The organism is Rhizobacter sp. P2_G4 (genome assembly GCF_056403575.1).
Window position 1 is genome coordinate 60,955 of the sequence record NZ_JBFUFG010000012.1, and the last position, 25,191, is coordinate 86,145.

At 66.3% G+C, this 25,191-nt stretch carries 25 protein-coding genes; 6 read left to right on the forward strand and 19 right to left on the reverse strand.

The annotated features are described in order from the left end of the window. Nucleotides 1–68: 68 nt before the first annotated feature. The 6 genes from AC1DYS_RS27855 to rocD form a co-directional block, all read right to left on the reverse strand. The gene (locus tag AC1DYS_RS27855) at nt 69–1,748 is read right to left on the reverse strand and encodes a methyl-accepting chemotaxis protein (protein ID WP_477904791.1); all 1,680 of its coding nucleotides are present in this window, start codon (nt 1,746–1,748) and stop codon (nt 69–71) included. A 35-nt stretch (nt 1,749–1,783) separates the two neighbouring features. After that, the gene (locus AC1DYS_RS27860) at nt 1,784–3,967 is read right to left on the reverse strand and encodes a chemotaxis protein CheA (RefSeq protein WP_477904792.1); all 2,184 of its coding nucleotides are present in this window, start codon (nt 3,965–3,967) and stop codon (nt 1,784–1,786) included. Between the two features lie 28 nt (nt 3,968–3,995). Further along, on the reverse strand, nt 3,996–4,313 hold the full coding sequence (locus AC1DYS_RS27865; RefSeq protein WP_477904793.1) for an STAS domain-containing protein: 318 nt from the start codon (nt 4,311–4,313) through the stop codon (nt 3,996–3,998). Between the two features lie 23 nt (nt 4,314–4,336). Continuing rightward, nucleotides 4,337–4,705 carry a response regulator gene (locus AC1DYS_RS27870; RefSeq protein ID WP_477904794.1) on the reverse strand — a complete coding sequence of 123 codons (369 nt, stop codon included), beginning with the start codon at nt 4,703–4,705 and terminating at the stop codon, nt 4,337–4,339. 30 nt (nt 4,706–4,735) lie between these two features. Further along, complete coding sequence (locus AC1DYS_RS27875) at nt 4,736–5,929, reverse strand: methyl-accepting chemotaxis protein (protein WP_477904795.1); 1,194 nt, start codon at nt 5,927–5,929, stop codon at nt 4,736–4,738. Nucleotides 5,930–6,301: 372 nt separating this feature from the next. Beyond that, complete coding sequence (gene rocD, locus AC1DYS_RS27880) at nt 6,302–7,591, reverse strand: ornithine--oxo-acid transaminase (RefSeq protein WP_477904796.1); 1,290 nt, start codon at nt 7,589–7,591, stop codon at nt 6,302–6,304. A gap of 118 nt (nt 7,592–7,709) precedes the next feature. Here rocD and AC1DYS_RS27885 point away from each other — a divergent pair, with 118 nt between their 5' ends. The 4 genes from AC1DYS_RS27885 (at nt 7,710) to AC1DYS_RS27900 (ending at nt 11,759) form a co-directional block, all read left to right on the forward strand. Further along, nucleotides 7,710–8,183: an Lrp/AsnC family transcriptional regulator gene (locus tag AC1DYS_RS27885; RefSeq protein WP_477904797.1), complete on the forward strand. Its 474-nt coding sequence runs from the start codon at nt 7,710–7,712 to the stop codon at nt 8,181–8,183. A 92-nt stretch (nt 8,184–8,275) separates the two neighbouring features. Further along, complete coding sequence (locus AC1DYS_RS27890; RefSeq protein ID WP_477904798.1) at nt 8,276–9,112, forward strand: IclR family transcriptional regulator domain-containing protein; 837 nt, start codon at nt 8,276–8,278, stop codon at nt 9,110–9,112. Nucleotides 9,113–9,120: 8 nt separating this feature from the next. Further along, nucleotides 9,121–10,305, forward strand: coding sequence for a 4-hydroxybenzoate 3-monooxygenase (pobA, locus tag AC1DYS_RS27895; protein ID WP_477904799.1), 1,185 nt, complete (start codon nt 9,121–9,123; stop codon nt 10,303–10,305). 179 nt (nt 10,306–10,484) lie between these two features. Further along, nucleotides 10,485–11,759 (forward strand): ABC transporter substrate-binding protein, encoded by a 1,275-nt coding sequence (locus AC1DYS_RS27900; RefSeq protein ID WP_477904800.1) that lies wholly within the window; start codon nt 10,485–10,487, stop codon nt 11,757–11,759. Between the two features lie 46 nt (nt 11,760–11,805). Here AC1DYS_RS27900 and AC1DYS_RS27905 read toward each other — a convergent pair whose 3' ends face one another. From AC1DYS_RS27905 to AC1DYS_RS27950, 10 genes are all read right to left on the reverse strand, one after another. Beyond that, complete coding sequence (locus tag AC1DYS_RS27905; RefSeq protein ID WP_477904801.1) at nt 11,806–12,108, reverse strand: antibiotic biosynthesis monooxygenase family protein; 303 nt, start codon at nt 12,106–12,108, stop codon at nt 11,806–11,808. A 47-nt stretch (nt 12,109–12,155) separates the two neighbouring features. After that, nucleotides 12,156–12,857 carry an ABC transporter ATP-binding protein gene (locus AC1DYS_RS27910; protein ID WP_477904896.1) on the reverse strand — a complete coding sequence of 234 codons (702 nt, stop codon included), beginning with the start codon at nt 12,855–12,857 and terminating at the stop codon, nt 12,156–12,158. A gap of 11 nt (nt 12,858–12,868) precedes the next feature. Further along, complete coding sequence (locus AC1DYS_RS27915) at nt 12,869–13,624, reverse strand: ABC transporter ATP-binding protein (RefSeq protein WP_477904802.1); 756 nt, start codon at nt 13,622–13,624, stop codon at nt 12,869–12,871. After that, entirely contained in the window at nt 13,617–14,585 is a 969-nt protein-coding gene (locus AC1DYS_RS27920) for a branched-chain amino acid ABC transporter permease (RefSeq protein ID WP_477904803.1), read from the reverse strand. Before AC1DYS_RS27920 ends, AC1DYS_RS27915 begins: the two co-directional genes overlap by 8 nt. Continuing rightward, a complete protein-coding gene (locus tag AC1DYS_RS27925; RefSeq protein WP_477904804.1) occupies nt 14,585–15,457 on the reverse strand; it encodes a branched-chain amino acid ABC transporter permease in 873 nt (290 codons plus the stop codon). Before AC1DYS_RS27925 ends, AC1DYS_RS27920 begins: the two co-directional genes overlap by 1 nt. Nucleotides 15,458–15,505: 48 nt before the next feature. Beyond that, a complete protein-coding gene (locus tag AC1DYS_RS27930; protein WP_477904805.1) occupies nt 15,506–16,561 on the reverse strand; it encodes an AAA family ATPase in 1,056 nt (351 codons plus the stop codon). Continuing rightward, nucleotides 16,558–17,124 carry a nicotinamide riboside transporter PnuC gene (pnuC, locus tag AC1DYS_RS27935; protein WP_477904806.1) on the reverse strand — a complete coding sequence of 189 codons (567 nt, stop codon included), beginning with the start codon at nt 17,122–17,124 and terminating at the stop codon, nt 16,558–16,560. The genes AC1DYS_RS27930 and pnuC overlap by 4 nt, the downstream gene beginning before the upstream one ends. Then, complete coding sequence (locus AC1DYS_RS27940) at nt 17,121–18,500, reverse strand: AMP-binding protein (protein ID WP_477904807.1); 1,380 nt, start codon at nt 18,498–18,500, stop codon at nt 17,121–17,123. The genes pnuC and AC1DYS_RS27940 overlap by 4 nt, the downstream gene beginning before the upstream one ends. Nucleotides 18,501–18,522: 22 nt before the next feature. Beyond that, nucleotides 18,523–19,038: a hypothetical protein gene (locus AC1DYS_RS27945; protein ID WP_477904808.1), complete on the reverse strand. Its 516-nt coding sequence runs from the start codon at nt 19,036–19,038 to the stop codon at nt 18,523–18,525. A gap of 215 nt (nt 19,039–19,253) precedes the next feature. After that, the gene (locus AC1DYS_RS27950; protein WP_477904809.1) at nt 19,254–19,889 is read right to left on the reverse strand and encodes a PEP-CTERM sorting domain-containing protein; all 636 of its coding nucleotides are present in this window, start codon (nt 19,887–19,889) and stop codon (nt 19,254–19,256) included. A gap of 268 nt (nt 19,890–20,157) precedes the next feature. Here AC1DYS_RS27950 and AC1DYS_RS27955 point away from each other — a divergent pair, with 268 nt between their 5' ends. After that, complete coding sequence (locus AC1DYS_RS27955) at nt 20,158–20,571, forward strand: nuclear transport factor 2 family protein (RefSeq protein WP_477904810.1); 414 nt, start codon at nt 20,158–20,160, stop codon at nt 20,569–20,571. Nucleotides 20,572–20,646: 75 nt separating this feature from the next. Here AC1DYS_RS27955 and AC1DYS_RS27960 read toward each other — a convergent pair whose 3' ends face one another. The 3 genes from AC1DYS_RS27960 to AC1DYS_RS27970 all read right to left on the reverse strand — a co-directional run bounded on the left by AC1DYS_RS27960 (nt 20,647) and on the right by AC1DYS_RS27970 (nt 23,883). Continuing rightward, nucleotides 20,647–22,473, reverse strand: coding sequence for a peptide-N4-asparagine amidase (locus AC1DYS_RS27960; protein ID WP_477904811.1), 1,827 nt, complete (start codon nt 22,471–22,473; stop codon nt 20,647–20,649). A 217-nt stretch (nt 22,474–22,690) separates the two neighbouring features. Next, nucleotides 22,691–23,209 carry a nucleotidyltransferase family protein gene (locus AC1DYS_RS27965; RefSeq protein WP_477904897.1) on the reverse strand — a complete coding sequence of 173 codons (519 nt, stop codon included), beginning with the start codon at nt 23,207–23,209 and terminating at the stop codon, nt 22,691–22,693. 71 nt (nt 23,210–23,280) lie between these two features. Further along, the gene (locus tag AC1DYS_RS27970; RefSeq protein WP_477904812.1) at nt 23,281–23,883 is read right to left on the reverse strand and encodes a TetR/AcrR family transcriptional regulator; all 603 of its coding nucleotides are present in this window, start codon (nt 23,881–23,883) and stop codon (nt 23,281–23,283) included. A gap of 106 nt (nt 23,884–23,989) precedes the next feature. Here AC1DYS_RS27970 and AC1DYS_RS27975 point away from each other — a divergent pair, with 106 nt between their 5' ends. Then, on the forward strand, nt 23,990–25,186 hold the full coding sequence (locus AC1DYS_RS27975) for an efflux RND transporter periplasmic adaptor subunit (RefSeq protein ID WP_477904813.1): 1,197 nt from the start codon (nt 23,990–23,992) through the stop codon (nt 25,184–25,186). The last annotated feature ends 5 nt before the right edge of the window (nt 25,187–25,191 follow it).

Here is a 25,191-nt window from a genome sequence, read left to right on the forward strand (position 1 = left end):
GCGTCGGACTCGTGCACTTCGGCGGCAGGGACCAGCACCACCAGGTCGTCGATCGACCGTTGGATTTCTTAGAACTTGGCGAACTGCGCTTCGTCCGGCGCATCCGCCGTGGCGTACGCCATGCCGGGGTTCAGGCTGAAGCCGCCACTGGCGCGGCCAGAGGCCTTGGCGCGGGTTGGCTTGGCAGGCTTGTTCACCGCCGGGCGGCGCGGCGGCTCGCTCGACACCGCCACGTTGCCACCGGCCAGCTTGAAGAAGCTCATGGTCTGCTGCAGCTGCTCGGCCTGGCTGCTCATCTCTTCGGCCGTGGCCGCCAGCTCTTCGGAGGACGAGGCGTTCTGCTGCGTCGTCTGGCTCAGCTGGCTGACTGCTGCGTTGATCTGGCTGACGCCGGAAGACTGTTCTTCAGACGCGGCCGTGATCTCCTGCACCAGGTCCGAGGTCTTCTTGATGTTGGGCACCATCTGGTCCAGCAAGCGGCCAGCCTTCTCGGCCAGCTCCACGCTGCTGCCAGCCACGGCGCCGATCTCTTGGGCGGCCACCTGGCTGCGTTCTGCCAGCTTGCGCACTTCGGCCGCCACGACCGCGAAGCCCTTGCCGTGCTCGCCGGCACGGGCTGCTTCGATCGCTGCGTTCAGCGCCAGCAGGTTGGTCTGGTAGGCGATGTCGTCGATGATCCCGATCTTCTGCGCGATCTGCTTCATCGCGGCGACAGTGGCGCGCACGGCTTCACCACCTTCTGCGGAGTCGCTCGCGGCCTTGGTGGCCATGCCATCGGTGACCTTGGCGTTCTCGGTGTTCTGTGTGATCGAGGCCGTCATCTGCTCGATCGATGCGCTGGTCTCTTCGACACCGGCGGCTTGTTCGCTGCTGGCTTGCGACAGCGATTGAGCTGTGGCGCTCACTTCTTCGGATGCACCGGCCAGCGCCTCGGCGCCGCCGTTCACATCGGTCACCACCTGCGACAGCTTCGTGACCATGTTTTGCATGGCTTGCAGCAGCTGCGCGGTTTCGTCTTTCCCGGAGACCTCCAGCTTGACGGTCAAGTCACCGCTGGCCAGGCTGTCGGCAGCGGCCACGGCGCGCTCCAGCGGGCGGGTCACGCTGCGGCTGATGACAAAGCCCAACCCCACACCGAGAAGCACGCCGCCGACCATGGCGCCGATCATCAAGCTGCGGCTGTGCTCATAGAGCGCGGTGGAATCGTCCGACGCCTTCTTGGCCATGTCTTCCTTGAGCTTGGTGATGCCAGTGAGCGAGTCGTCGAGCACGTTGGCTTTCTGGCGCATGGAATCGAGGACTGCCACCAGGGTCTCGTCACGCTCTTGCAGCTTCTTTGCCGAGGCCAAGGTGATGACCTTCTGCAGCTCACGCTGGTATTCCTCCCATTGCGCGGCGAAGGTCACAAACGCCTGCTTGCCGCGCTCGGTGATGAAGAGAGGGCGGGCCTTCTCCATGTTCTCGAGTACGCCGGCAGACGACTTCACCATGTCGGCCTTGTGCTTCTCGCGCTCTTCCTGCGAGGTGGCCATGAGAAAGTTTCCGCGGGCCCGGCCGATGTAGATCAGGTTGATGTTGGCTTCCTTCACGTACGACAGGCCGAGCAGCTCGCGGTCGTACATGCGGTCGTTCATCTCGTCGAGCTGGGCGGCGTTGTTGATGCCGATCGCGCCGACGACCGCGCTGATGGCAGCCACGAGCAAGAAGCCCGCAATGAGCCGCACACCGATCTTGAAGTTCGAAAACATGGCTGGGTCTTTCAGGTAGAACGTGCAAGGGCCGATCAGGCCGGCTGAACCACGCCAGGGATCATCCCGGCGTGGGTGGGTGTGCCGGCACGCTGCATGAGCGCTGGCACGTCGAGAATGAGAGCAACTTCGCCGTTGCCGAGGATGCTGGAGCCACTGATGCCCTGCACTTGGCCGAACATCTTGGACAGTGGCTTGATCACGGTCTGCGCTTCGCCGAGCAGCGTGTCGACCGCGAGGCCGAACTTCTGGCCTGCGTGCTTGACGACCACGATGTTCGGGCGCGGGCTCACCGGGCCGGCGATGTCGAACAACTCGCGCAAGCGGATGAAAGGCAGCACCTCGCCGCGCAGGTCGATGTAGTCGTGGCCGGCTTCGGCCGAGAACTCCACGCACTCGTCGACCATGTCGAGCGGCACCACGAACACGGCCTTGCCGATGCCGATCTGGAAGCCGTTGATGATGGCCAGCGTGAGCGGCAACCGCACCGTGACGGTAGTGCCCTGCTCGGCGACGCTCGAAATGGCCACGCTGCCGCGCAGCGCGACGATGTTGCGCTTGACCACGTCCATGCCGACGCCGCGGCCCGACAGGTTGGTGACCTTCTCGGCCGTCGAGAAACCCGGCTCGAAGATCAGCCCGTAGATCTCTGAATCGCTCAGCACCTTGCCCGGCTCGGCGAGACCGCGCTCGACGGCCTTGGCAAGAATCTTCTCGCGGTTGAGGCCACCGCCGTCGTCGCCGACTTCGATAACGATGCTGCCGGAGTCGTGGTACGCGTTGAGCCGCACCGTGCCCGTGGGTGGCTTGCCGCGCTGTGCGCGCACGTCGGGTGAATCGATGCCGTGGTCGATCGCATTGCGGACCAGGTGCATCAGCGGGTCGCCGATTTTCTCGACCACGGTCTTGTCGAGCTCGGTGTCTTCACCGCTGACAACCAGGACGATGTCTTTGCCCAGTTCGCGCGAGACGTCGTGCACCACGCGCTGGAAGCGGCTGAAGGTGGCGCCGATCTTGACCATGCGCAACTGCAAGGCGCTGTCGCGAACCTCTTCAACCAGGGCCGAGAGCACCGAGTTGGCTTCCTGCAGTTCGACGTTGCGCGCCTTGCGGGCGATGAGGTTGGCGCCGGCCGTGGCGATGATGAGTTCGCCCACGAGATTGATCAGCCGGTCGAGCTTGTCGGCGTCGACGCGGACCGACTGGTTCTCCTGCGCCTTGACGTCCTTCACGCGTTTTTGCTTCTCGAGCGCGGCAGCCACCACCGGTGCGGCCACGCTGGCCTGCTCGACCAGCACCGCGCCGATCAAGGGTGCGGCCTGCTCGGGGCTGGTCTGCGCAACGGCCTGCACTTGCAGGGCAGACTGCAGCTCATGGGCCGTGACGATGCCGCAGCGCACCAGCATCTCGCCCAGGCGCGACGCTTCTTCGGGCAGGCTGTTGATGATGGCGATGTACTCGTCGATGCGGCTGTTGGGCGGCACGATGCGCAGCACGCAGTCGTCGAGCACGAAGTCGAACACGCCTTCGATGGCGGCCTTGTTGGCCTGGCTCTTGAAAGCGATCTCGAAGCCGAGGTAGCACGACTCGGGGTCCATCTCGGCCGCAGCGGGCAGGGCGTCGGGCAGTGTGACGATGCCGGTGATCGTGCCAAGCGTGCCGAGGTAGCGGATGAAGGACAGCGGGTCCATGCCATTGCGCAGCACGTCGCGGCCGAAGCGCACGGAGATGTGCCACAGGTCGGCGTCGCCAGAGGTGCTGGCAATGCGCTCGAATGCGGCGTCTTCGTCGGTGGCGACCAGTGCATGGCCGGGGGCAGGAGCCGCGGTTGGCGCGAGGTGCTTGCGCAACTGCACCAGCAGCGGCTCGCCACGTTGCGCGAGGGCGGCATCGAGATGGTCGGGGTCGGCCTCGACGGCATCGACCAAGGCGCGGATGTGGTCGCCGCATGACAGCAGCAGCGCGACCAGCTCGTCGTCGACCGGCACGCGGCCTTCGCGAACCTCATCGAGAACGCTCTCCACCACATGGGTGAAGGCCACCACCGGATCGAGGCCGAACAGGCCAGCCGATCCCTTGATGGTGTGAGCGGCGCGGAAGATCGCATTGACCGTCTCGGAGTCGCTCTCCTGGCTCAGGGTCAGCAGCGCCGACTCCATGTCGTCCAGCAGTTCGCGGCTTTCGACGAAGAATGTTTGCAGGGCCTGGTCGAGGTTCATGAAGGTGTTCCGGTTGAAGCCGCGCTGCTCAGGTTGAAGACACGACCAGCGGGTCGCCGAAGAAGGCAGCCAGGTCGAAGAGCTGGAACACTTCCAGCACGGCCGGGCTGTGGCCCACGAGGCGCAGCTCGCGCTTGGCGGCCTGTGCGGCACGCTTGGCCAGCATCAGCAGCTGCAGGCCCGCGGTGTCGATCTCGGTGATGGCCGACAGGTCGAGCTCGACCTTCGACTGAGCCTCGACGGCCTCGAGCAAGGTCTGCTTGAGTTCGAGTGCACGGTAGATCGTCATCTCGCCCTCGATGCGCAGGGCGTGCACGGCAGCAGCCGGCTTGCTTTTCTTGGCCATGGTTCAGCTCCGCAGGGTCAGGGTCAAGGCAGCACGAGCTTTTGCACGACGGCAAGCAGCTGGTCGGGCTTGAACGGCTTGACGACCCAGGCCTTGGCGCCGGCAGCCTGGCCCTGGCGCTTCTTTTCTTCTTGCGACTCGGTGGTCAGCATCACGATGGGCGTGAACTTGTAGGCCGGCATTTCTTTCACGGCCTTGACCATGCTGATGCCGTCCATGTTGGGCATGTTCACGTCGCTGATGATCAGGTGGACCTTCTGGCCCTTCAGCTTGGTGAGCGCGTCCTTGCCGTCAACGCCCTCGATCACCTCGTAGCCCGCTTGCCGCAGGGAAATGCCCACCACCTGCCGCACGGAGGCGGAGTCGTCGACGATCAGAATGCTTTTGGCCATGGTGTTCTCTCGTGTGCGTGATTCGTGTGCTTAAAAGAAGGTGATCTCTTCGTTCTTGGGTGCGGCGGCCGCCCCTCCACCGCCGTGCGTCTCGCGCTCTTCGGCCATGGCATAGGTCTTCTCGAGTTCGGCGAGCAGGGCGCGCGCGTCCACTGCCGCCAGCACGCCATCGCGCTCGTAGCCGATGCGGCTCTGCGCGAGCTGCTCGGGCAGCATGGCCATGTTCTGGCGCACATGCGTCATCACCTGGCTCACGCGGTCCTGGAACTGCAGTTGAACCAGCGCTTCGCCCACTTCGGCCTGGATGCCCAGGCTCTCGCGCTTGAGCACGTCGGCTGATTCGGAGAGTGCTTCGGTCACACCGCGAAAGCCATCGAGCACACCGGTGATGGATGCCTCGCAGCCGGTGATCGACGCCGCTTCACGCGTGGCCGAGGTCTCGGCGCTGCGGCGGGCGTTGGCAATCGCCTCGGCAACCAGTGCGACCTTGTCGGCCATGCGCTTGCCGGTTTCGCCCGACATCGCCGACAGCTTGCGAACCTCTTGCGCGAGCACGGAGAAGCCGCGGCCGGTTTCGCCGGCGTGGGCGGCTTCAATGGCGGCGTTGATCGCCAGCAGGTTGGTTTGCGCGGCGATGTTGGCCACCTCGGCCGCCATCTGCTGCAGTTCGTCGACGAAGTGGTGCAGGTTCAGCACTTCTTCGCGCATCAGGCCGTTGCTCGCCATGGCCTGGCGCAGTGAGTCGAGCACGGCATTGAGTTCGCGGCTGCTGTTCGAGAACACGGCCACGAGGCCCTGGTCCTGACCCTGCATCGAGCTGCCGGCCATGTCGGAGGCGCGCATGGCCTCGTCGAGCTTGTTGACGATGCCGGCGAAGCGCTCGCTCAGCGATGCGATGGCGGTTTCCATCTGCACGCGCGAGGTTTCGATGTGGCCGCTCCAGACGGGCAGCACGTCCTTGCCGACGCCTTCGGCGGCTAATAAATAGTCGGTGGTGGCGCGCTTCAGGCTGCGCTTGAGCGCGGCATGGCGGCGGTCGACCAGCACGCCCGCAGCCAACAGGCCCGCGGCAGCGACCCAGCTCCAGAGGCCACCGCCACTGGCTGCGCAGGTCGAGATCCCTCCGGCAGCACCCAGGGCGCTGCATTGCCAGGCGGCGAAATCCGGGCGCCAACGGCCGGTCCCTTGGGCAGGTGGCAGGCTCGCGTCGACGACTGAATTCATGGTGGATAAACCGGTGCTGAACATGGTCTGTTCTCTTCGGCAATGTTCCGCCGCCGGTTGAGCCACGAATCGCACGGTGTGAGCTGGTTTTGGGGCCCTTCTTTCGTTTCTTTGTAAGAGAGTGCATACATGCCTCCTCAAAAGACGTCAAAAGACGTGATGCGGCGCAGCAAGGTGACGCCGCACGTCAATCCAGCGCGATCCCTGCGAGGCGCAACTCACTCACACTGTTTCATCGAGGACAGAGATGGAGACATGGCAACGCAAGGAGCGCAGCAACGGCCGCCCAGGCGAGCTTCGTCAACGCGGTGCAAAAGACCACGTTCGACTGCTTCCGGATCTATCCAGCCGGCCGAGGACGGCCGGCGTGCCTCAACCGAGCTGGACGGCGCTGACGTCTGCCTGCTTCTGTGCGTCGATGGCCAGCAGCACGCGCTGCAAGGCGTCGACAGCCGCATCGACCTGCTCACGCTCGATCACCAGCGGCGGAGCCAAGCGCACCACGGTGTGATGCGTGTCCTTGGTGAGCACACCTTCGCCCATCAGGCGTTCGCAGACCTCGCGCGCGCTGGCGAACGACGGGTCGATCTGCACGCCAACCAGCAGGCCGCGGCCACGCACGTCGGTGATCGCAGGGTGCTTCAGGCCACGCAGCCGCGCCATCAGGTGCTCGCCCTGCTCGTGCGCGCGCTGCGAGAGCTGCTCGCTCTCCAGCAGCTCCAGCGCCGCACGGCCGACAGCGGCAGCCAGCGGGTTGCCGCCGAAGGTGCTGCCGTGGTCGCCCGGCGTGAACTGCGCCATCACGTCTTCGCGTGAGAGGAATGCGCTCACCGGCAGCAGGCCACCACCCAGCGCCTTGCCGAGCATCAGGCCGTCGGGCTTCACGCCTTCGAGGTCGCACGCCAGCAGCGCGCCGGTGCGGCCGAGGCCGGTCTGCACCTCGTCGCAGATCATCAGCACGTTGCGGCGCGTGCAGATCTCGCGCACTGCCTTCAGGTAGCCGGCCGGCGGCACCACGATGCCGGCCTCGCCCTGGATCGGCTCGACGATGAAGGCGGCGGTGTCGGGCGTGATGGCGGCTTCGAGTGCCTTCGCGTCGCCGAAAGGCACGGCCGAGAAGCCCGGCGCGAAGGGGCCGAAGCCGTCGCGGTACTGCGCTTCGGTCGAGAAGCCGACGATGGTGGTCGTGCGCCCGGCGAAGTTGCCTTCGGCCACGATGATGTGCGCGCGGCCCTCGGCCACGCCCTTGACCTTGTAGGCCCACTTGCGCGCGGCCTTGATCGCGGTCTCGACGGCTTCGGCTCCGCTGTTCATCGGCAGCGCACGCGCCATGCCGGTCAGGCGGCACAGCGTCTGCAGGAAGGCGCCGAGCTGGTCGGTGTGGAACGCGCGGCTGGTGACGGCGAGCTTCTGCGCCTGCTCGGTGAGCGCGTTCACCAGCACTGGGTGACTGTGGCCGAAGCTAACGGCCGAGTAGGCCGACATCATGTCGAGGTAGCGGCGCCCGCTGTCGTCGAACAGGTAAACGCCTGCGCCGCGGGTGAGCACCACTGGCAGCGGGTGGTAGTTGTGGGCGCCATGCAGCGCCTCGAGCTCGATGGGTGACTGGGCGGTGGCTTGTGCGCGTTGGCGCAGCGCAGCAGCGCGGGCGGCGGTGGTCATGGTTGTTTTCCTCTGAGCGACCCTGCCAGTCTAGGCAAGGGCGCACGAAATTTGTATTCCATTTCTTGCGCTTATAGACTGTGACTCACAAGATTCTTGTATTTGGAGTGGATATCTCGTGGAATCAAAGGAAATCGATGCCCTGGATCGCAAGATCCTCAACGCGTTGCAAGCTGATGGCCGGGCCAGCAACGTGGAGCTGTCGGCGCAGGTGCACCTGTCGGCGCCGCAATGCTTTCGCCGTGTACGCGCACTTGAAGAGCGCGGCGTGATCCGCGGCTACCGGGCCGAGGTGCAGCCGCAGTCGCTGGGCCTGGGTGTGATGGCGTATGTGAGCTTGAACATCGACGGCGGCCAGTTCGGCCGTGTGCGCGAAGTGGAGGCTGACATTCGCGCTTTCCCTCAAATTCTCGAGTGCCACACGGTCTCGGGCGACAGCGACTACCTGCTCAAGGTGGTGGCTCGCGACCTCAAGAGCCTGAGCCAGTTCCTGACCGACCGGTTGATGCAGGTGCCAGGCGTGGACGACGTGCGCTCGATGATCTGCATGGAGGAGATCAAGGCGCCGGCACCGTTGCCCGTCGATCTTTGAAAGTCCGCCAATCGCCCAATTGCGGCGATTAGCAATAGATTTGGTGATGACAAATAACTACATTGGGCTGGCCGACCACGAACCGCCAGCCCATGAATGCCCTTGCCCGACTTGATGCGCCGACGACCAACGACGAGTTAGCAGAGTCCGACCCCGCCGCGGCGGTCGACGACGGCCCCAACAAGCGCGACCTGATCGCCGGCCTGGAAAAGGGCCTGGCCGTGATCGAGGCCTTCGACCAGGACCGGCCGCGCCTGACGATCAGCGAAGTGGCAGCCCGCTGCAACCTGACCCGCGCCGCCGCACGCCGCTACCTCATCACGCTCGAGTACCTGGGCTACGTGAGCAGCGATCGCAAGATGTACTCGCTCAGCCCCAAGGTGCTGCGCCTCGGCCAGAGCTACATGCACTCGGCCCGCCTGCCGCGCATCGTGCAGCCCGAGCTGCACAAGCTGGCCTATGCGCTGAAAGAAGCCTCGTCGGCCGGGGTGCTCGACGGCGACGACGTGATCTGCATCGCCGCCACCGAGGCCGGACGCCTGGTGTCGTCGACGCTGCAGCCGGGCACCCGCGTGCCGGCCTATTGCACCGCCAACGGCCGCGTGCTGCTCAGCACCAAGACGCCCGAAGAGGTCGACGCGTGGCTTGCTCGGCAGACGCCGGAGCCGCGTACGCCGCACACCCTCACCGACAGCGACGAGCTGCGCGCCGAGATTGCGCGCGTGCGCTCGCAGGGCTATGCCACCGTCGACCAGGAGTTCGAGCTCGGCCTGCGGACCATCTCGGTGCCGCTGAAGAACTACCGCGGCGAGGTGCTGGCCGCCATGAACATCAGCGCACAGGCTTCGCGCGTGAGCCTCGAACAGCTCATCTCCGACTGCCTGCCGGCCCTGCTGCAGGCCCAGGCGCGTTTGCGCAGCACCCTCTGAAAGCCCCCATGACAACACGAGTTCAAGTCGCCATCATCGGTGCGGGCCCGTCCGGCCTGCTGCTCGGCGCACTGCTTCACCAAGCGGGGGTCGACGCCATCGTGATCGAGCAGCGCAGCGCCGATTACGTGCTCGGCCGCATCCGCGCCGGCGTGCTCGAACAGGGCACGGTCGACCTGATGGACCAGCTCGGCCTCGGCGCGCGCATGCATGCCGAAGGCCTTGTGCACGACGGCTTCAACCTCGGCTACCGCAACACGCAGCACCGCATCGACCTGCATGGGCTGAGCGGCGGCAAGCACGTCATGGTCTACGGCCAGACCGAAGTGACACGCGACCTGATGGACGCGCGCGCCTCGGCCGGCGCCAAGACGGTCTACGAAGCCGAGAACGTCCGCTTGCATGGCTTCGACAGCAACTCTCCACGCGTCACCTACGAGAAAGAAGGCGCCACGCACGAAGTGCAGTGCGACTACATCGCTGGCTGCGACGGCTACCACGGCGTCAGCCGCGCCAGCGTGCCGCCCGAGGCGATGCGCACCTATGAACGCGTCTACCCTTTCGGTTGGCTCGGCGTGCTGTCTGACACCAAGCCGGTGGCTCATGAGTTGATCTACTCCAACCACGAGCGCGGCTTCGCGCTGTGCAGCATGCGCTCCCTCACGCGCAGCCGCTACTACATCCAGTGCTCGCTCGACGACAAGGTGGAGAACTGGTCCGATCAGGCGTTCTGGGACGAATTGCGTTTGCGGCTCGCTCCCGAAGCGGCCGAGAGCATGGTCACCGGCCCGTCGATCGAGAAAAGCATTGCGCCACTGCGCAGCTTCGTTGCCGAGCCGATGCGCTTCGGCCGCCTGTTCCTCGCCGGCGATGCCGCTCACATCGTGCCGCCGACGGGAGCGAAGGGCCTGAACCTGGCGGCGTCTGATGTGCGGTATTTGTCACGCGGCTTGATCGAGTTCTATCGCGACAAGAGCTCCGCCGGCATCGATGCGTATTCAGATCGTTGCCTGCGCCGCGTGTGGAACGCGGTGCGGTTCTCGTGGTGGTTCACGTCGCTGATGCACAAGTTCCCCGATGGCGGGGCGTTCGGCCAGAAGATCCAGGAGGCCGAGATCGGCTACCTGCTCGGCTCCACCGCGGCATCGACCGCGCTGGCCGAGAACTACGTGGGCTTGCCGCTGGAAGTCTGATCCGGCCGACATGGCTGCCGGCGAAATGCAGCAGCCAGACCATGACAGATTCCCGCTCTATCGATGACCAAGTTGTGACGCCGATGTTTCGGCGTTCGGCGTGTGAGAAGTTCCCTCGTCAGGAATCGCGCGGTCCCCGGAAACTGTTCAGACCAAAACAGACCGACGGAGACAACGCCATGCTGAACATCCACACGTTCACGCAACGGATCGCACTGATCGGGCTTTGCGCCCTGGCCTCCGTGGGCCAGGCGTACGCCGCTGACGTTGCCGCTCCTGCGACCGTTCTCGTGGCGCCCTCCGCGGACCCGACACAGCGCATTCGAATCGGCGTGAATTGCCCGTTCACTGGCGGCTCCGCCGACATGGGTGTCAGCATGCGCGCGGCCTTGCGCCTGATCACCCGCGAGATCAACGGCGTGGGCGGCATCCTCGGTCGCCCAATCGAATTGGTGGAGATGGACGACCAGGCCAACCCCGAGGTCGGCAAGAAAGTGGCTGAAGAACTGGTGCGCAGCAACGTGTTGCTGACCATCGGCTACTGCAACTCGGGCGTGGCAGCGGCGTCGATCGACGTCTACCAGAACGCCAAGGTGCCGCTGATCATTCCCGTGGCCACCGGCACCATGCTGACCAATAAGTTCGCCGCCGGCCCGGGCCCGAACTACATCTTCCGCACTGCCGTGCCCGACGTGCAGCAGGTCGGTTTCATGGTCGACGAAATCCTCAAGCGCGGGCTGAACAAGGTGGCGATCCTGGCCGACAACAGCGGCTACGGCGAAGGCGGCCGCAAGGACGTCGAAGCCGAACTCGCGCGCCGCGACCTGAAGCCGGTGGCCGTGGAGCGTTTCGACGTGGGTGTGAAAGACCTCAAGGAAGCACTGCAGCGCGCACGTGCCGCCGGTGCGAACGTGATCTTCGCCTACACGGTGGGCCCGGAAAACGCGGTGATTTCGAAGAGCCGCGCCGAACTCAAATGGAACGTGCCGCATGTCGGACCCTGGACCGTGGGTTTCGGCAACCACCTGGCCGCCGCTGGCCCGGCTGCCGAAGGCGCCATGATGGCGGAGACCTTCATCCAGGAAGCGCCGCACAACGCCGATCGCAAGACCTTCATCCGCAACGTGAGCAAGGAAATCGGCAAGCCGCTCATCCCCTGCGCGATGTGTGCAGCGCAGGCGTATGACGCGATGCAGATCGCCATGCGCGTGATTGCCCAGGCGCGTGCCCACTCTCGCGCGGTCACGCCGGAATCGATCCGCAACGAGCTCGAAGCGCTGGAGCGCAACATCACCGGCGTGGTCACCTCGTACGAGCAACCCTTCTCATCCAAGGATCACGACGCCATCAGCCGCAACATGCTGGTGCTGGGTGTCGTGCGCAACGGCATCGTGCAATACGCCAATACTGAAGATGAGCAACGCGCAATGATCCTGCGGCGCAAGGAGAAGTAGGCCTCGTGCCGGAGCGCCGAGAGCTCAGGTGCCGCGATCAGCCGATCTACGCTGACGCAACGACCAGCGAGAAGTGCTCCACCACCGGTGGCGCCGCAAAGAACGGCCCCACGATCGCGCGCCACTGTGGGAACAGCGGCCCCTCGCGAAAGTCCACCGTGTGATTCTCGAGCGTTGCCCAGCGAATCATCAGCACATACCGCTCGGGCGACTCCATTCCCTTGCGCACGTCATAACCCAGAAAGCCCTTGGCCTGCGAGATCACGGTCTCGAGGCCGCGCTGGATGGCGGCGTCAAATTCGGCGTTCTTGCCTGGCGCGATGCGGATGTCGGCGATTTCGAGAATCATGGTGGGCCTTTGGTTGAAATCGGGTGTGAAAGCGGAAAAACCGCAGCCTACACGCCCAGCCAGCGGGCCAGCGCGCCAAGGTCTTGCGCGAGTTCGGCCGAGCTGCCATGGGCAACCACTCGGCCCTTTTCGAGCACCACGGCGCGGTCGGTGTGCGCAAGCACGGCGCGGTAGTTGCGGTCGACGATCAGCGTGCTGATGCCGGTTGCGCGGATCTCGCTCACCACGCGCCAGATCTCGGCCACGATCAGCGGGGCCAGGCCTTCGGTGGCTTCGTCGAGGATCAGCAAGCGCGGGTTGGTCATCAGTGCTCGGCCGATGGCGAGCATCTGCTGCTCGCCGCCCGAGAGCTGCTGGCCGCCATGTGCCAGGCGCTGCGACAGACGGGGGAACGTGGCCAGCACGCGGTCCAGCGTCCACACGCGCTGGCGGTCGACACCGGCGCGCGCCGCCATCACCAGGTTCTCGCGCACGCTCAGGTTGCCGAAGATGCCGCGGCCTTCGGGCACGTAGCCGATGCCGAGGCGCGACATGCGCTCGGGAGCCCAGCCGGTGACCTCGCGCCCATCCCACAGCACCTGGCCTTGCGTCGCGCGCACATAGCCCATCAGCGTGCGGATGAGCGTGGTCTTGCCCATGCCGTTGCGGCCGAGCAGGCCGAGCGCGGTGCCGGTGGCCAGCGTGAGGTCAACGCCGCGCAGCACGTGGCTGTCACCGTAGTGCGCGTTCAGTGCGGTGACGGCTAGCATCAGGCGGTCGGTCACAAGAACGCCTCGCCGAGGTAGGCCCGCAGCACTTCAGGGTGGGTGCGGATTCGGCCCGGCACGTCGCTCGCGATCACCTGGCCGTCGACCATCACGGTGATGCGGTCGGCCACGCGGAACACCGCGTCCATGTCGTGTTCGATCAGCAGCACCGCATGCGTGGGCTTCAGGCTTTGCAGCAAGGCCAGCATGCGCTCGGTTTCTTCGGCACCCATGCCGGCCAGCGGCTCGTCGAGCAGCAACACCTGCGGGCGCGTCGCCAGGCACATCGCCACTTCGAGCTGACGCTTCTGTCCATGGCTCAGCGTGCCGGCGATGCTTGAGGCCACGTCTGCTAGCCCGGTGGTGGCGAGAACCTCTTGCGCAGTCGCAAGGCTCTGGTCGCAACGAAGGGCGGGCTGCCACACATGCCATGGCCGCTGCAAGGCGGCTTGCGCGCTGAGCCGGCAGTTCTCGAGCACGCTGAACTCACCGAAGAGGGTGCTGCGCTGGTAGCTGCGGCCGATGCCCGCGCGGGCGCGTTGGTGCTGGGGCCACTGCGTCACGTCGTGCGCACCGAGCATCACGCGGCCCTCGTCGGTCGGCAGCTCACCCGACAGCAGGTTCACGAGCGTCGACTTGCCCGCGCCGTTGGTGCCGATCACTGCGTGCAGCTCACCGACGTGCAGGCTCAGCGACACCGCGTTCACGGCCGTGAGGCCGCCGAAGCGCCGCGTCAGCGCGGTGGCTTGCAAGGCGGGGGCGTCAGCCACGTGGCCTCCACAAGGACTTCAAGCCCATCAACCCACGCGGCAACGCAGCCACCAGCACGATGATGCTCAGGCCCAGGCTCAGCTGCCAATGCGGCGCGAGCGGGCCGACCAGGCTTTCGCTCGCGAAGAACTCCTTCAGCAGCGTGAACGCCACCGCACCAATCACCGCGCCGCGCAGGTGGCCGAGCCCGCCGAGGATCAGCATCAGCAGCACCGCGCCCGACTCGTGCCACGACAGCAGCTCCGGGTTCACCACACCGTCTTTCACGGCCAGCAGGCAGCCGGCCAACCCGGCGAGCGCGCCGGCGATCACGAAGGCCGCGAGCTTGTAGTGCTGCGTGCGGTAGCCGGCCGCGCGCATGCGCTGCTCGTTGACGCGGATGCCGGCCAGCGCATGGCCGAAGCGCGAGCGGGTGAGCATGGCGAGCAGTGCGTAGGTGGCCACCAGCACCGCCCACACCAGCAGGTACAGCTGCCTGCCTTCGGCCGGGTCGAGCAGCGTGGTGCTGCCGAGGCCGAGCACCGGCCGCACGTATAGATAGAGCCCGTCGCTGCCGCCAGCGAGCTTGGTGTCGTGGAAGACGAAGTAGGCCATCTGCGCGAAGGCCAGCGTCACCATGATGAAGTACACGCCCTGCGTGCGCAGGCTCAGCAGACCGACGGCGACGGCGTACAGCGCAGCGGCAACCATGGCCAATGGCATCAGCCAGAGCAGCGCATTGCCGCCGCTTTCCGGCGCGGCCAGCACGGTGACGTAGGCGCCGATGCCGAGGAATGCGGCGTGACCGAGGCTCACCAGTCCGGTGGTGCCAACGAGCAGTTCGAGACTCAAGGCGAACACCGCATAGACCATGATCTTCGCGACCAGGCCTTGCGCGTACGGCGACAGCACGCCTGGCAGGACCAGCAGCACCAACGCCGCGATCACCGGCACGAGCGAGGAAAACCGACGCCCGGCCATCAATACCCCCGCCTCATCAAACCCTGCGGCCGCCACACCAGCACCACCGCCATCAGCAGGTACACACCCACGCCGCTGTACTCGGCGAAGAACACCTTGCCGAAGGTATCAACGAAGCCCACCAGCAACGAAGCGATCAGCGCGCCGGTGATGGAGCCGATGCCGCCGATCACCACCACCACGAAGCAGATGATCAGCACGCTGCCACCCATGCCCGGGTACACGGACGACATGGGCGCGGCGATCATGCCGGCCAATGCCGCGAGGGCCACGCCGGCAGCAAACACGCCGCGGTACAACAGCTTGATGTTGATGCCCAGGCCGCGCACCATGTCGCGGTTGCTCGCACCGGCGCGCACCATCATGCCGAGCCGCGTGTGATTCACCAGCGCGTAGAGGCCGATGGCGATCACGAGGCAGGCGGCCGAAGCGAAGAGCCGGTACACCGGGTAGCTCATCAGCTCGCCGAGCGCGATGCTGCCGGCGAGCCATGCCGGCGCCTGCACGCCATGCACGTCGTTGCCGGCGAGCAGGCTGCGCAACTCTTCGAACACCAGGATCAGCGCATAGGTCATCAGCACCTGCTGCAGGTGCTCGCGCTGGTACAGGTAGCTGAAGAACAGCCACTCCAGCACGTAGCCGAAGACCGCAGCGAGCAGCACACCCACCACCAGCATGCCGAGGAAGTTGCCACCGAAGAAGGGTGCGAGGCCGAAGGCCATGTAGGCGCCCAGCATGTAGAAGCTGCCGTGCGCAAGGTTGATCACGCCCATGATCCCGAAGATCAGCGTGAGCCCGCTCGCCAGCAGGAACAGCAGCAGGCCGTACTGGACGGCGTTGAGGCACTGGACGAGAAAGGTGGCGAGATCCATGCGGGGTCAGCGGAGGAAGGAGCCCGCGGGCGCGGCGCGGGCAGCTTATCAGGCGACCGGCGTTTCGGGGCGCTGAATGCCGAGGGTTGTCTCTACTTGCTGCACCCGCTCGGTCAAGGGTCCATGCACGCGCAGCAAAGGCAGCTGGCGTTCGCCGATCTCGCGCAGGTACCACGCGTGCTGGTGCTCGCGGAATGCTTCGCCGCGCCGAGTGCCGTCCTGCACGAAAGGGAAGTCAGGCTCGCACAGCACGTTCAGGTGGTAGGGCCGGCGTGCGCGTTCGACCAGCTCGGGGTCGGCATGGCCGTACCCATCGAGCGCATAGAACAGCGTGGTCAGCGCCGAGGTGTCACAGAAGACGATGCTTGGTGCCGTGGCGGCGACCTCGGCCTCGCGCGCCTGCTGCACTTGCGCGATGTGCAGGAGGTCGGTCTCGAGCAGTTCGCCGCCGCGCTGCACCCACAGCTCGCGGCCGTACTCTGCGACCGGCACGGTGCCATGGCGCGCTGCCAGCGCGGCGGCGAGTGTGCTTTTGCCGGTGGATTCGCCGCCGAGAAAGCACACCCGCGGCACCCAATCGGCCCACACCGCGTCGGGCAAGAAGTGACGCAGGGACTCGGGCGACTGGCGAATGCGGGTCGCACTCACCGGCACTGCCTGACGTGATGGGTCGACCAGCACGGGCGTGATCGCATGGCCCAGGCGCGCTGCCAGCACGTCGGCACATGGCTGCACATAGGGCTCGCTCGCGAACATGGCATCGGGCGAGCGCTGCAGCACCTCGGCGAGCAGCCACGCGAGGAAGTGCTGCTGCGTCGCATCGTCGCTCGCGTCCGGCGGCAACGTGCGTGAGGCCAGGCCGCGATCGGTGCAGGCCTGGGCGAGCGCGGCATCGTCGAGCACCACGCACTCGTGCTGCGAGCAGCACGCCGCAAGCCAGCGCCTGCGTGACGCGGCATCGCAGTTCGCCGGCTCCGGCTGGCACCAGCTGACGATCAACAGCCGTTCGCAATGCGCGGCCGCGTGCCCGATCAGGTGCAGATGGCCCGCGTGCAGCGGCGCGAACTTGCCGACCACCAGCCCCAGCTGGAACGTGCGACTCATGCTGCGGCCAAGGCAAGCCGCTGGCGCTGCCAATGCCACCACCCGTACCACGCGTTGCACCAGTAGACCGTGTACAGACAAGCGGTGAGCGTCAACCCGCGCGAGGCGAACAAGGGCACCGAGAGCGTGTTGACCAGCAGCCAGGTGGGCCAGGTTTCCAGCCGGCGCTGCATCAGCAGCAGCTGTGCCACCACGCTGAAGGCGAGCACGGCCGAGTCGACGAACGGGGCGTAGGCATCGGTCCAGTGCTTCAGCAGGCTGCCGTAGGCGAAGGTGACGCCGAGGGCTGCGAGCCCCAGCACCGCCAGCGTGCCAGTGCTCGTGCGCTGCACGGCTGCAGGCTCACCGCTCGCGCCGGCGCGCCAGTGCCGCCAGCCCCACAAGCTGGTCACGATGAAGAAGAGCTGCAGCGTGGCGTCGGCATACAGCTGCGTCTGCATGAAGAGCACACCGAACAGCAGGCAGCCGACGATGCCCGTCCACCAGGTGTGCAGGCTGTTGCGCGCGGCGAGCGCGATCGAGATGGTGGCGGCGATGTTGGCGCCGATTTCGAGTGGCGTCATGGGCAGAGGTCAGAGGTGTATTGGCGCACCTTGTCGCCCACCGGCAAGGGCTCAATGTGAAGCTGGATGCCGTCGCCGAGCAGCGCCTTCAGCGCCGAATCCAGCCCTGGCGCCAACGTGGCCAGCGGCTCGGCCGCATCGACCTTCAGCACGAAGGAGGCATCGGCGCGCTGGTGCAGGCTGAAGCGCGTCAGCGCGAAAGCCGCCAGTGCGTGCGTGGCCTCGATGTTGTTGAGCCACTGGCCGCTCGCGCTGCGAAAGCGCACCGGCGCACGGCCTTCCAGCTCGCGCAGCACCAGGCCGTGCGGCGTGGCGGCCATCTGCGCAAAGTCTCCGGTGCGGTAGCGCAGCAGTGGCAGCCAGGGGTTGAAGCCGCCGGTGACCGTGATCTCTCCGCGCTGCCCCGGCGGCAAGGCACGCCCGTCGTCGTCGACGATCTCCACCAGCAACCGCGACTGCAGCAAGGCAAAGCCGCCGAGTGCGGGCACGAACACCCCCACCGGCCCCACCTCGTTCAGTGAGTAGAGATCGGCAACCGGGCAGCCGAACGCGTGCTCAAGCTCCGTGCGCAAGGCCGGGGCCAGCGCCATCGAGGTCGACATCAGCGCCCGCGGCCGGTGCCGCATGCCCACGCGCAGCAGCTCGGCCAGCGACACCGGGTCCCCCGAGATCAGCTCGGGCGCCAGCGCATCGAGGTACCGCGCGCGGTCGTCGACATGCCTCCATTCATCGGGATACAGGTTGAGCTTGGCCAGCCCGCAATCGCCTTGCAGCGGATTCACCGACACGTAAGTGAAGCAGCGCTGCTGAAACCCGGCGAGCACGATGCCGACCTGACCACTGCCCGCACGCGGTGCAATGCCGAAATGGGCAAGTGCGCGCCGGTGGTGGGCGTAGTAGTCGCAGGCCACACGCGGATGCGAGGGCACGCGCAGCGGGTGGCCGGTGGTGCCGCTGGTGGAGAAGCAGATCAGCTCGTCCAGCGGCAAATCGAGCGGCATGTGCGCCGCCAATGCGCTGACGAGCGCATGCCGGTCCATGGTCGGAATGTCGTCGAGCGAGCCGGGTTGCACGGGCAGCGGCGTGCGTGCATGAGCCGGCACATCGCGCCGGCATCGATCGACAAACCGCGTCACCCAGGCAGGCAGCGGCGCGCCAGGCACCCAGCGCGGCAGCGGCCGGTGCGCGATGAGCGCATGGCGTGCACGTGCCTGCCAACGCTGCGCCAAGCTCACGCGATGGCCGCTGTGGTTGCGATAGCGAGGTGCCTGCGGGTGCTCGCGCATCCAGCGCAGCAAGGCACGCGCTTGCGGCGACAAGCCCGGCAGGCGGGCCGTGTCGAACAGCGGGTCGGATGTGATTGCGGGGGTGGCCACCGTGCGCTCAATCACGCGTGTCTCAATCACGCGTGTATTTGTCGGCCGCTTCCTGCGCCTCGTCGCTGGCCAGGCGCTGCTGCAGCGCGGCTTCGCGCTCAGGCGCTGCGGCGGTTTCAGGCACGGGGGGTGGCGTTGGCCTGGGCGTGGCGAAGTGCTTGCACAGGCCCACGATCAACAGCGGAGCGGCCACCACCAGCAGCGCGTCGTTGAGCAGCAGCACCGCGGTCGTGCCGCCCAGCGCGCGCAGCCCGAGCAAGACCCACAGCATGAACGAGACGCCAAACCCGGCAAGGAACAGCAGCATCGCCATCGGCTTCGAACCACCCACCCCGTAAGCCCACACGATGCACATCGGCGGCAAGAGCAGCACCACCCACCACGGCATGTCCAGATTCTGCGCATGGCGTGCTGCAAGCAGCGCCACGGCGGCCAGGCCGAAGCCGCAGGCCAGCGCGAGCGCACTGCGCCAGGCATGCGGCAGGTCGGACCGTGCGGCACCGCTCGCCGCCACGAGTGCGGCTGCAGGCAGCAGCAACCAGGCCAGCGCCCAATGCAGCTGGCCGACAAGGTCGGGGATGTCCAGTCTCAGCCTCCCGCCAGGTGAGCGGCGCGCGGGCGGCTGATGCGAGAGGCAATTGGCGCGGGCGTGTCGACAGTGCTCATGAGGTCTCCTTGGGCCTGTCGAGCACTTTACCTGCGTGGGTTCACGAACTCCGGTACGTCCCGGTCACGGGCGAACCCGGTGGCGTGTCAGCTGTCTGCGCTTTTGCGCCGGCGCGCGACAGCCACCAGCAGCGGAATGCCCGCACCGAACAGCAAGAGCGTGGACGGCTCCGGAACGGCGGGCACTGCGCCGAAGTACAGGTTGTCGACAAGCGCGCTGGTGCGGGTTCCGTAGGCATTGGCGAAGGTCAGCCTCGAGATGCCGCCGGCAAAAGTCAGCGGGATGTAGCGGTTCGCCTCGTACGGCATCACGGACGACGAGCCGCCATCGGCCGAGCCATCGGGAAAGACGCCGCCCGTGCGGCCGGACCCGACCAGCGTGTTGCCGTTCCACGCCTCCACATACGACTCGGTGCCGGCCGATGGCGAGCTGAGGTTGAGGCTGACGTAGCGCGGCAAGGTGTCGGTGAACGAGATCGTGCCGAAGATGTCGGTGATCAGGTACTGGTTCCCCGCATCGTTCCGATCCAGGTATGCCCCCTGCATCGTCACGCCCAACGACGCGTACTGGTTGGTGACCGGCAAGTCGCTCCACGAGTCGTGCGGCGTCCAGGGCAACTCATTGAAGGTCAACAGGGTGGCCTGTGCCTGTTGCCCGGCGAGGGCCAGCACCGCAACCGCTGCGGCAGATTGAAGCGAGCGGGCGAAAAGGGCGGTCAGCATGGGGAGCCTCCTTTGATGCTTTACGCCCGATGCAGCAAACGGTGTTCCGAGCAGACCGTTTGCCTCGCCGCAGCTGCACGTCGCCCGGCGGCCAGCCGTTTCCACCCGCGGTCCAGCGAAGTCCATGGCACATCAAAGGTAGGGCTGCGTCAAGCATGCTGCAAAGCTTTCAATGAGCAGCCGTGTCGCTTGCCGGGTGTGGCGGCACGCTGCTGACACAACGCTGTCAGCAGTCGCCTCGTACGCTTTGCGCGAAAAGGAGCCCAACATGGAGCAGGAAACCAGAATCAACGAGAACAAGGCGCTGTATTCGCAGTGGGTACGCATGTGGAATGGCGAACTCGAACTCTGCGATCACATCATCGGAGACGAATTCGTCGTGCACCTGACTGCGGATTGCCCGCAGCCCCACGTCGAGATCAGGGACGCGGGCGCCGTGCGCGCCTGGGTCGGCGCCAGGCGGTCGCACATCGACGCAATGGCCTATGACGTGAAGGAGGCGCCTTCGGTCAGCGCCACCACCGTCATGGCCTACTGGCGCGCCACAACGGGCCCGGGCCGAACGCCCCATCGCGCGGAGAGCGATGTCGCCAAAGTTGGGGTCGACGTTCTTCGCATTGCCAACGGCAAGTTCGTCGAGTGCTGGACGGCGAACATCAGCGCGAGGGCTTCAGCGGCCTGAGGGCGAGGCCAGCGGCATGACTCCGGCCGCGGTGGCGAACTCGCGAACTCGAGCCGTGACCGACCCTGAGCGCGGTTAGAACTGGGCGAGCAAACCTTGGGCAGGTGCGCCATCGGGTTGGGCGTGCCAGTCCAAGACGTTGCCGTTGGCGCACCCGACTCCGTCAGTGAACGAGGCGAGCACATTCAACGCCGTCGCGATGCTGCGCTTGTAGCAGCTGCCAAGGCTGTCCGAGTAGCTGACCGCTTGCGTTCCCTGCTGGCCAACGAGCTGGGTCGCGCCGCCCGTCGTGCTGAAGATGAGGCCCGATTTGGAGTTGACGGCATTCTCGAAGGAACTGCTGAACACGGTGTGGCCATCACGCTGTCGCGCAACGACGTCGGTGAAGTCCATCGCGATGGTGCTGTTCTGCGTGTTGGCGTCACCGTCGTAGACGTAGCTCAGGTTGAGCGGGTAGCTGAGCGAGAAGTTGTCGATCGTCTTGCTGCTGCCGTTCGTGGTCGTCACGGTCACGGCCGCGGTGGAGGTCTGGGCCACCGACTGCGCATACAGCGCGCCCACGATCGAGAAAGTCTGCTGGTTGCTGAACGCCAGGTCCTGCTGCACGGTGGTGGTCACACGCCCTTTCGACGTATCGACATAGCCCGTGATCGCGTAGCTGCGTGCGGCAGTCACTCCCAGCGGCCCGCTGGCGCTGCCGTCCGCGGCGATGGCGACGTTGTTGGTCGTGACCGGGGCAGTCAACGCGGCCGTCGTCAGCGTGTTGCTGCTGACACTGCCGGAGGTCGTGACGCTGCCGGAGTCGCGGTAGACGAGCAGGTTGCCGAGGACGGCGAAGTGATCTTGCGCACCTTCGACGGAGATCGCGACCGTGTGTGGCGTGCCGTCGCTCAAGGCGCCCGCGAACGGCGTGAGATCGATGCGCGAGGGAATGAAATCGAGTGTCTCGGCACCCGGTGTCGGACGCCAGAGCCCGGGGTCGATGCCGCCGGTATAAACGCGCGGAACCACGGGAGCCAGCCCGGCCGGCTGGCCGTCGATCGCGACCAGCACCTCGCGGAAGCTGCTGCCGCCACAGCTTTGCAGCGCCGCGGACAAATCGCTCGGGACGCAGGTCTGCCAGAACTCGTCGCCGCCCTGGCTCTCTGCGTGCACGTCGAGATAGAGGCGGACGATGTTCGTCGGCAAGGTCAACACGCGTTGCAAGGTGTCGGTGGAGGTCGCGAGACTCGCCGGGTCGCCGTTCGTCAGGTCGCCTGCGAACGGAATCACGGTGTCGGCCACGCGGGCCGTGGCGTCGTCAGCCGGGGTCGCTGGCGGATAGAACACCAGCTTCGCCGAGCCCTGCAACACGCCGGTGTAAGTGCTGTCGACAACGGTGTCGAGCCTGACGTAGCCGGTGGCCGCCGCGGTCAGTGCATTCGCATACTCGGTCAGATCACGCTCGACATGCCAACCCGGTGCCACCTTCGCGGAAGGCTCTTGCGTGGTGCCGAAATAGAGATTGACGCCACCGATCGAGATCAGCGCCGTGCGGTCGAACTGGCGGCCCGCGTTGACCGAGAAATCTGCCTCCAACACCACCTTCGCGAACTTGCCGCCGCAAGCGCCCGAACCGGGATAGGCAAACGCATGTGCATCGAATCCGCTGTACGACATGCCGCTGTATAGCTGGACCGTGCAGGGTGAGGTGGTCGGCCGTGGCAGTGGCGCGTCGGCCACCACCACGCCCGCCGCACTGGCTTGCGGGGCGAATGCCGCGACCGGCGCGAGCGCGCCAGGAGCCGCGGCTTGCGGTTCATCGTCGCCGCACCCGCTGATGAACAGTGTGGCGGCGCAGAGCGCGAATGCGAGAGGAGTGATGAGTGCTTTCGGCAGGGGACGGACTTGGCGATTCGGCATGAGGTGCGTGCTTGAGATGGTTGGAAGAAACACTGAACGGGAGCTTGCAAATGGACGGCGCAAAGAGCATGCCAATGTCGACGCTCAACGCCACAACCACGGCTGCCACGCTTCAGGTTGAGATCAGGGACGCAAACGCCATGCGCTTGGGTCGACGCCAAGCGGTCGCACGTTGACGCGATGACCTATGACGTGAAGGCCGAGGGCATCGCCATGCTCAGCACGGCACGACCGTCACCTTCGGCCAGCGCTCGGCATATCGCTTCTGCGACACGCGCTGCCGGTAGGTGTCGACGCTGACCCGCGTGGGGTTGCGTCGGACGACGACGGCGAACAGATCGTCCAGGCCGTGCGGCGCGATGACGTCGATCGAACCGTCGGCCAGCAGCGTGAGTCCGACCGAGGTGGCGAACTCGGGCCAAGAGGCCGCGGCATCGCGCAGTGATGCGAGCGGCTCGACCGGGTGGCCGTAGTAGCCCTCGAACCATTGGTGGACTGCCGCCTGGTTGGTGACTTCCCAAGGCACGCCAGGAAGCCCTTGGCTCAGCCGCGCCTGAAGCTCGGCATCTCGCTTCGGCGAAAGATCTGCCGCATCAAAGTACGCCACGTCGACATCGGCCAACGCCGATGGCGTCTCGAACCCATGCAGCTGATCCCACACCAGATTGCGCACGGCCCCTGCGCCGATGCACCATGACGACAGGCTCATCTCTCGCACCACACAGAGCGCCGGCATGAACCACGCCGACTCGCGCACGATGGCGACGAGGCGTTCGCGAAGCGCGGCCTGCGGCAGAAGCACGCCGTTCAGGCGCCGTAAGCCGCCAGGAACACCTTCACCGCGCGGTCGACCATCTGCTTGACCTGCTGGCGCGTGGGTGGCCCGCTCACGCCCATCAAGAGGCGGTGCGCGGTCTCGGCGTGCAGCAAAGCGGAGAGGTGCATCGCCGCCACGGCGGCGTCTCCGTCCTTGATCCGGCCGGCGTCCATTTCGCCCTGCAGGAAGGACGCAATGAACTCCTCGCCGCGCTTCGGTCCCAGCTCGAAGAAATGGCGGCCGATGTCGGATTGGCCGGATTGCGCCACCGCCAATCGGTAGGCGCCGGTGGCCTCCGGCGTGCAGATGAACGCGAGGAATTTCTCGCCGAAGCAGCGCAGCATCCGCGGCAGGTCGTCGCTGCCCGGCACCAGCTCGTCGAAGGCCGGGCCCAGGTGGCGCATCCCCATGTGGATGGTGGCTTCCAGGAACAGCTGCTGCTTCGATGCGAAGTAGCCATAGAGCGTGACTTTCGAGCCGCCCATGCGCGCGGCGATCTCGTCCATGGACGCCCGCTCGAAGCCCATTTCCTGGAACACCTGCGACGCCATCTCGAGGATCGCCTCGCGCTTTGCTTCTGTTTTGACTCGCACGTCAATGCCTTTATTTCTGAACTCGCAAGTTCAGTATTGCTTGACACCAATGGTACGTCAAACCTTATACTGAACTCATCGGTATGTTTATTAAAGGAATTTCCGCATGTCTTCGAACCACCCCCTGACCGCCGGTACCGTGATGCTGGCCCTCGTATCGGCACTGCTCACGGCGTGCGGAGCCCCTCCGGGCGGCCCGCCGCCCCAGTTGTCGGGCCCGCCGCAAGTTGGCGTGCTGGTGGTGCAGCCGCAGCGCCTCGCGCTCAGCACCGAACTACCGGGCCGCACCGTGCCGTACCAGATCGCCGAAGTGCGCCCGCAGGTGACCGGCCTGATCCAGACGCGCAACTTCCAGGAAGGCAGCCTCGTGAAGGCCGGCCAGCCGCTGTACCAGATCGACGCGGCGAGTTACCAGGCCAGCTACGACAGCGCGCGTGCCACGCTCGCCAAGAACGAAGCCAACCTGTGCTCGACGCGCCTCAAGTCACAGCGCTACAGCGAGCTGGTCGAGATCAAGGCCGTCAGCCAGCAAGACCAGGACGACGCATCGGCCGCGCTGCAGCAGGGCGAGGCCGATGTGGCCGGCGCCAAGGCCGCGCTGGAGAGCGCACGCATCAACCTCGCCTTCACGCGCGTCGTGTCGCCGATCTCGGGGCGCATCGGCAAGTCGTCGGTCACGCCGGGCGCGCTGGTCACGGCGAACCAGGCCACGCTGCTCTCGACGGTGCAGCAGCTGGACCCGATCTATGTGGACGTCACCCAATCGAGCAGCTCGGTGCTGCGGCTCAAGCACGCCCTGGCGCGTGGCGACCTGAAAGGCGGCGGCGCCAACTCTGCCGTCGTCAAACTGCTGCTCGAAGACGGCAGCACCTACCCGCTCGCCGGCAAGCTGCAGTTCTCCGACGTGACGGTCGACCAGGGCACCGGCGCGATCACCTTGCGCGTGGTGTTCCCCAACCCGAACGCCGACCTGCTGCCTGGCATGTACGTGCGTGCCGTGGTCGAAGAGGGCGTGAACGAGCAGGCCCTGCTGGTGCCGCAGCCGGCCGTCAGCCGCGATGCCACCGGCAAGCCGATGGCCTTCGTGGTCAGCGCCGACGGCAAGCTCGAGCCGCGGTCCATCACCACCGAGCGCGCCATCGGCGACCATTGGCTGGTGTCGACCGGTCTCAAGGCCGGTGACCGCCTCGTCGTCGAAGGGCAGCAGAAGGCAAGGCCGGGCCAGCCCGTCAACGCCGTGGCACTGCCGGCACCCGTCGCGCCAGCCAGCGCCCCTGCCCCGCGCATGGCCGCCGCGAACTGACACGG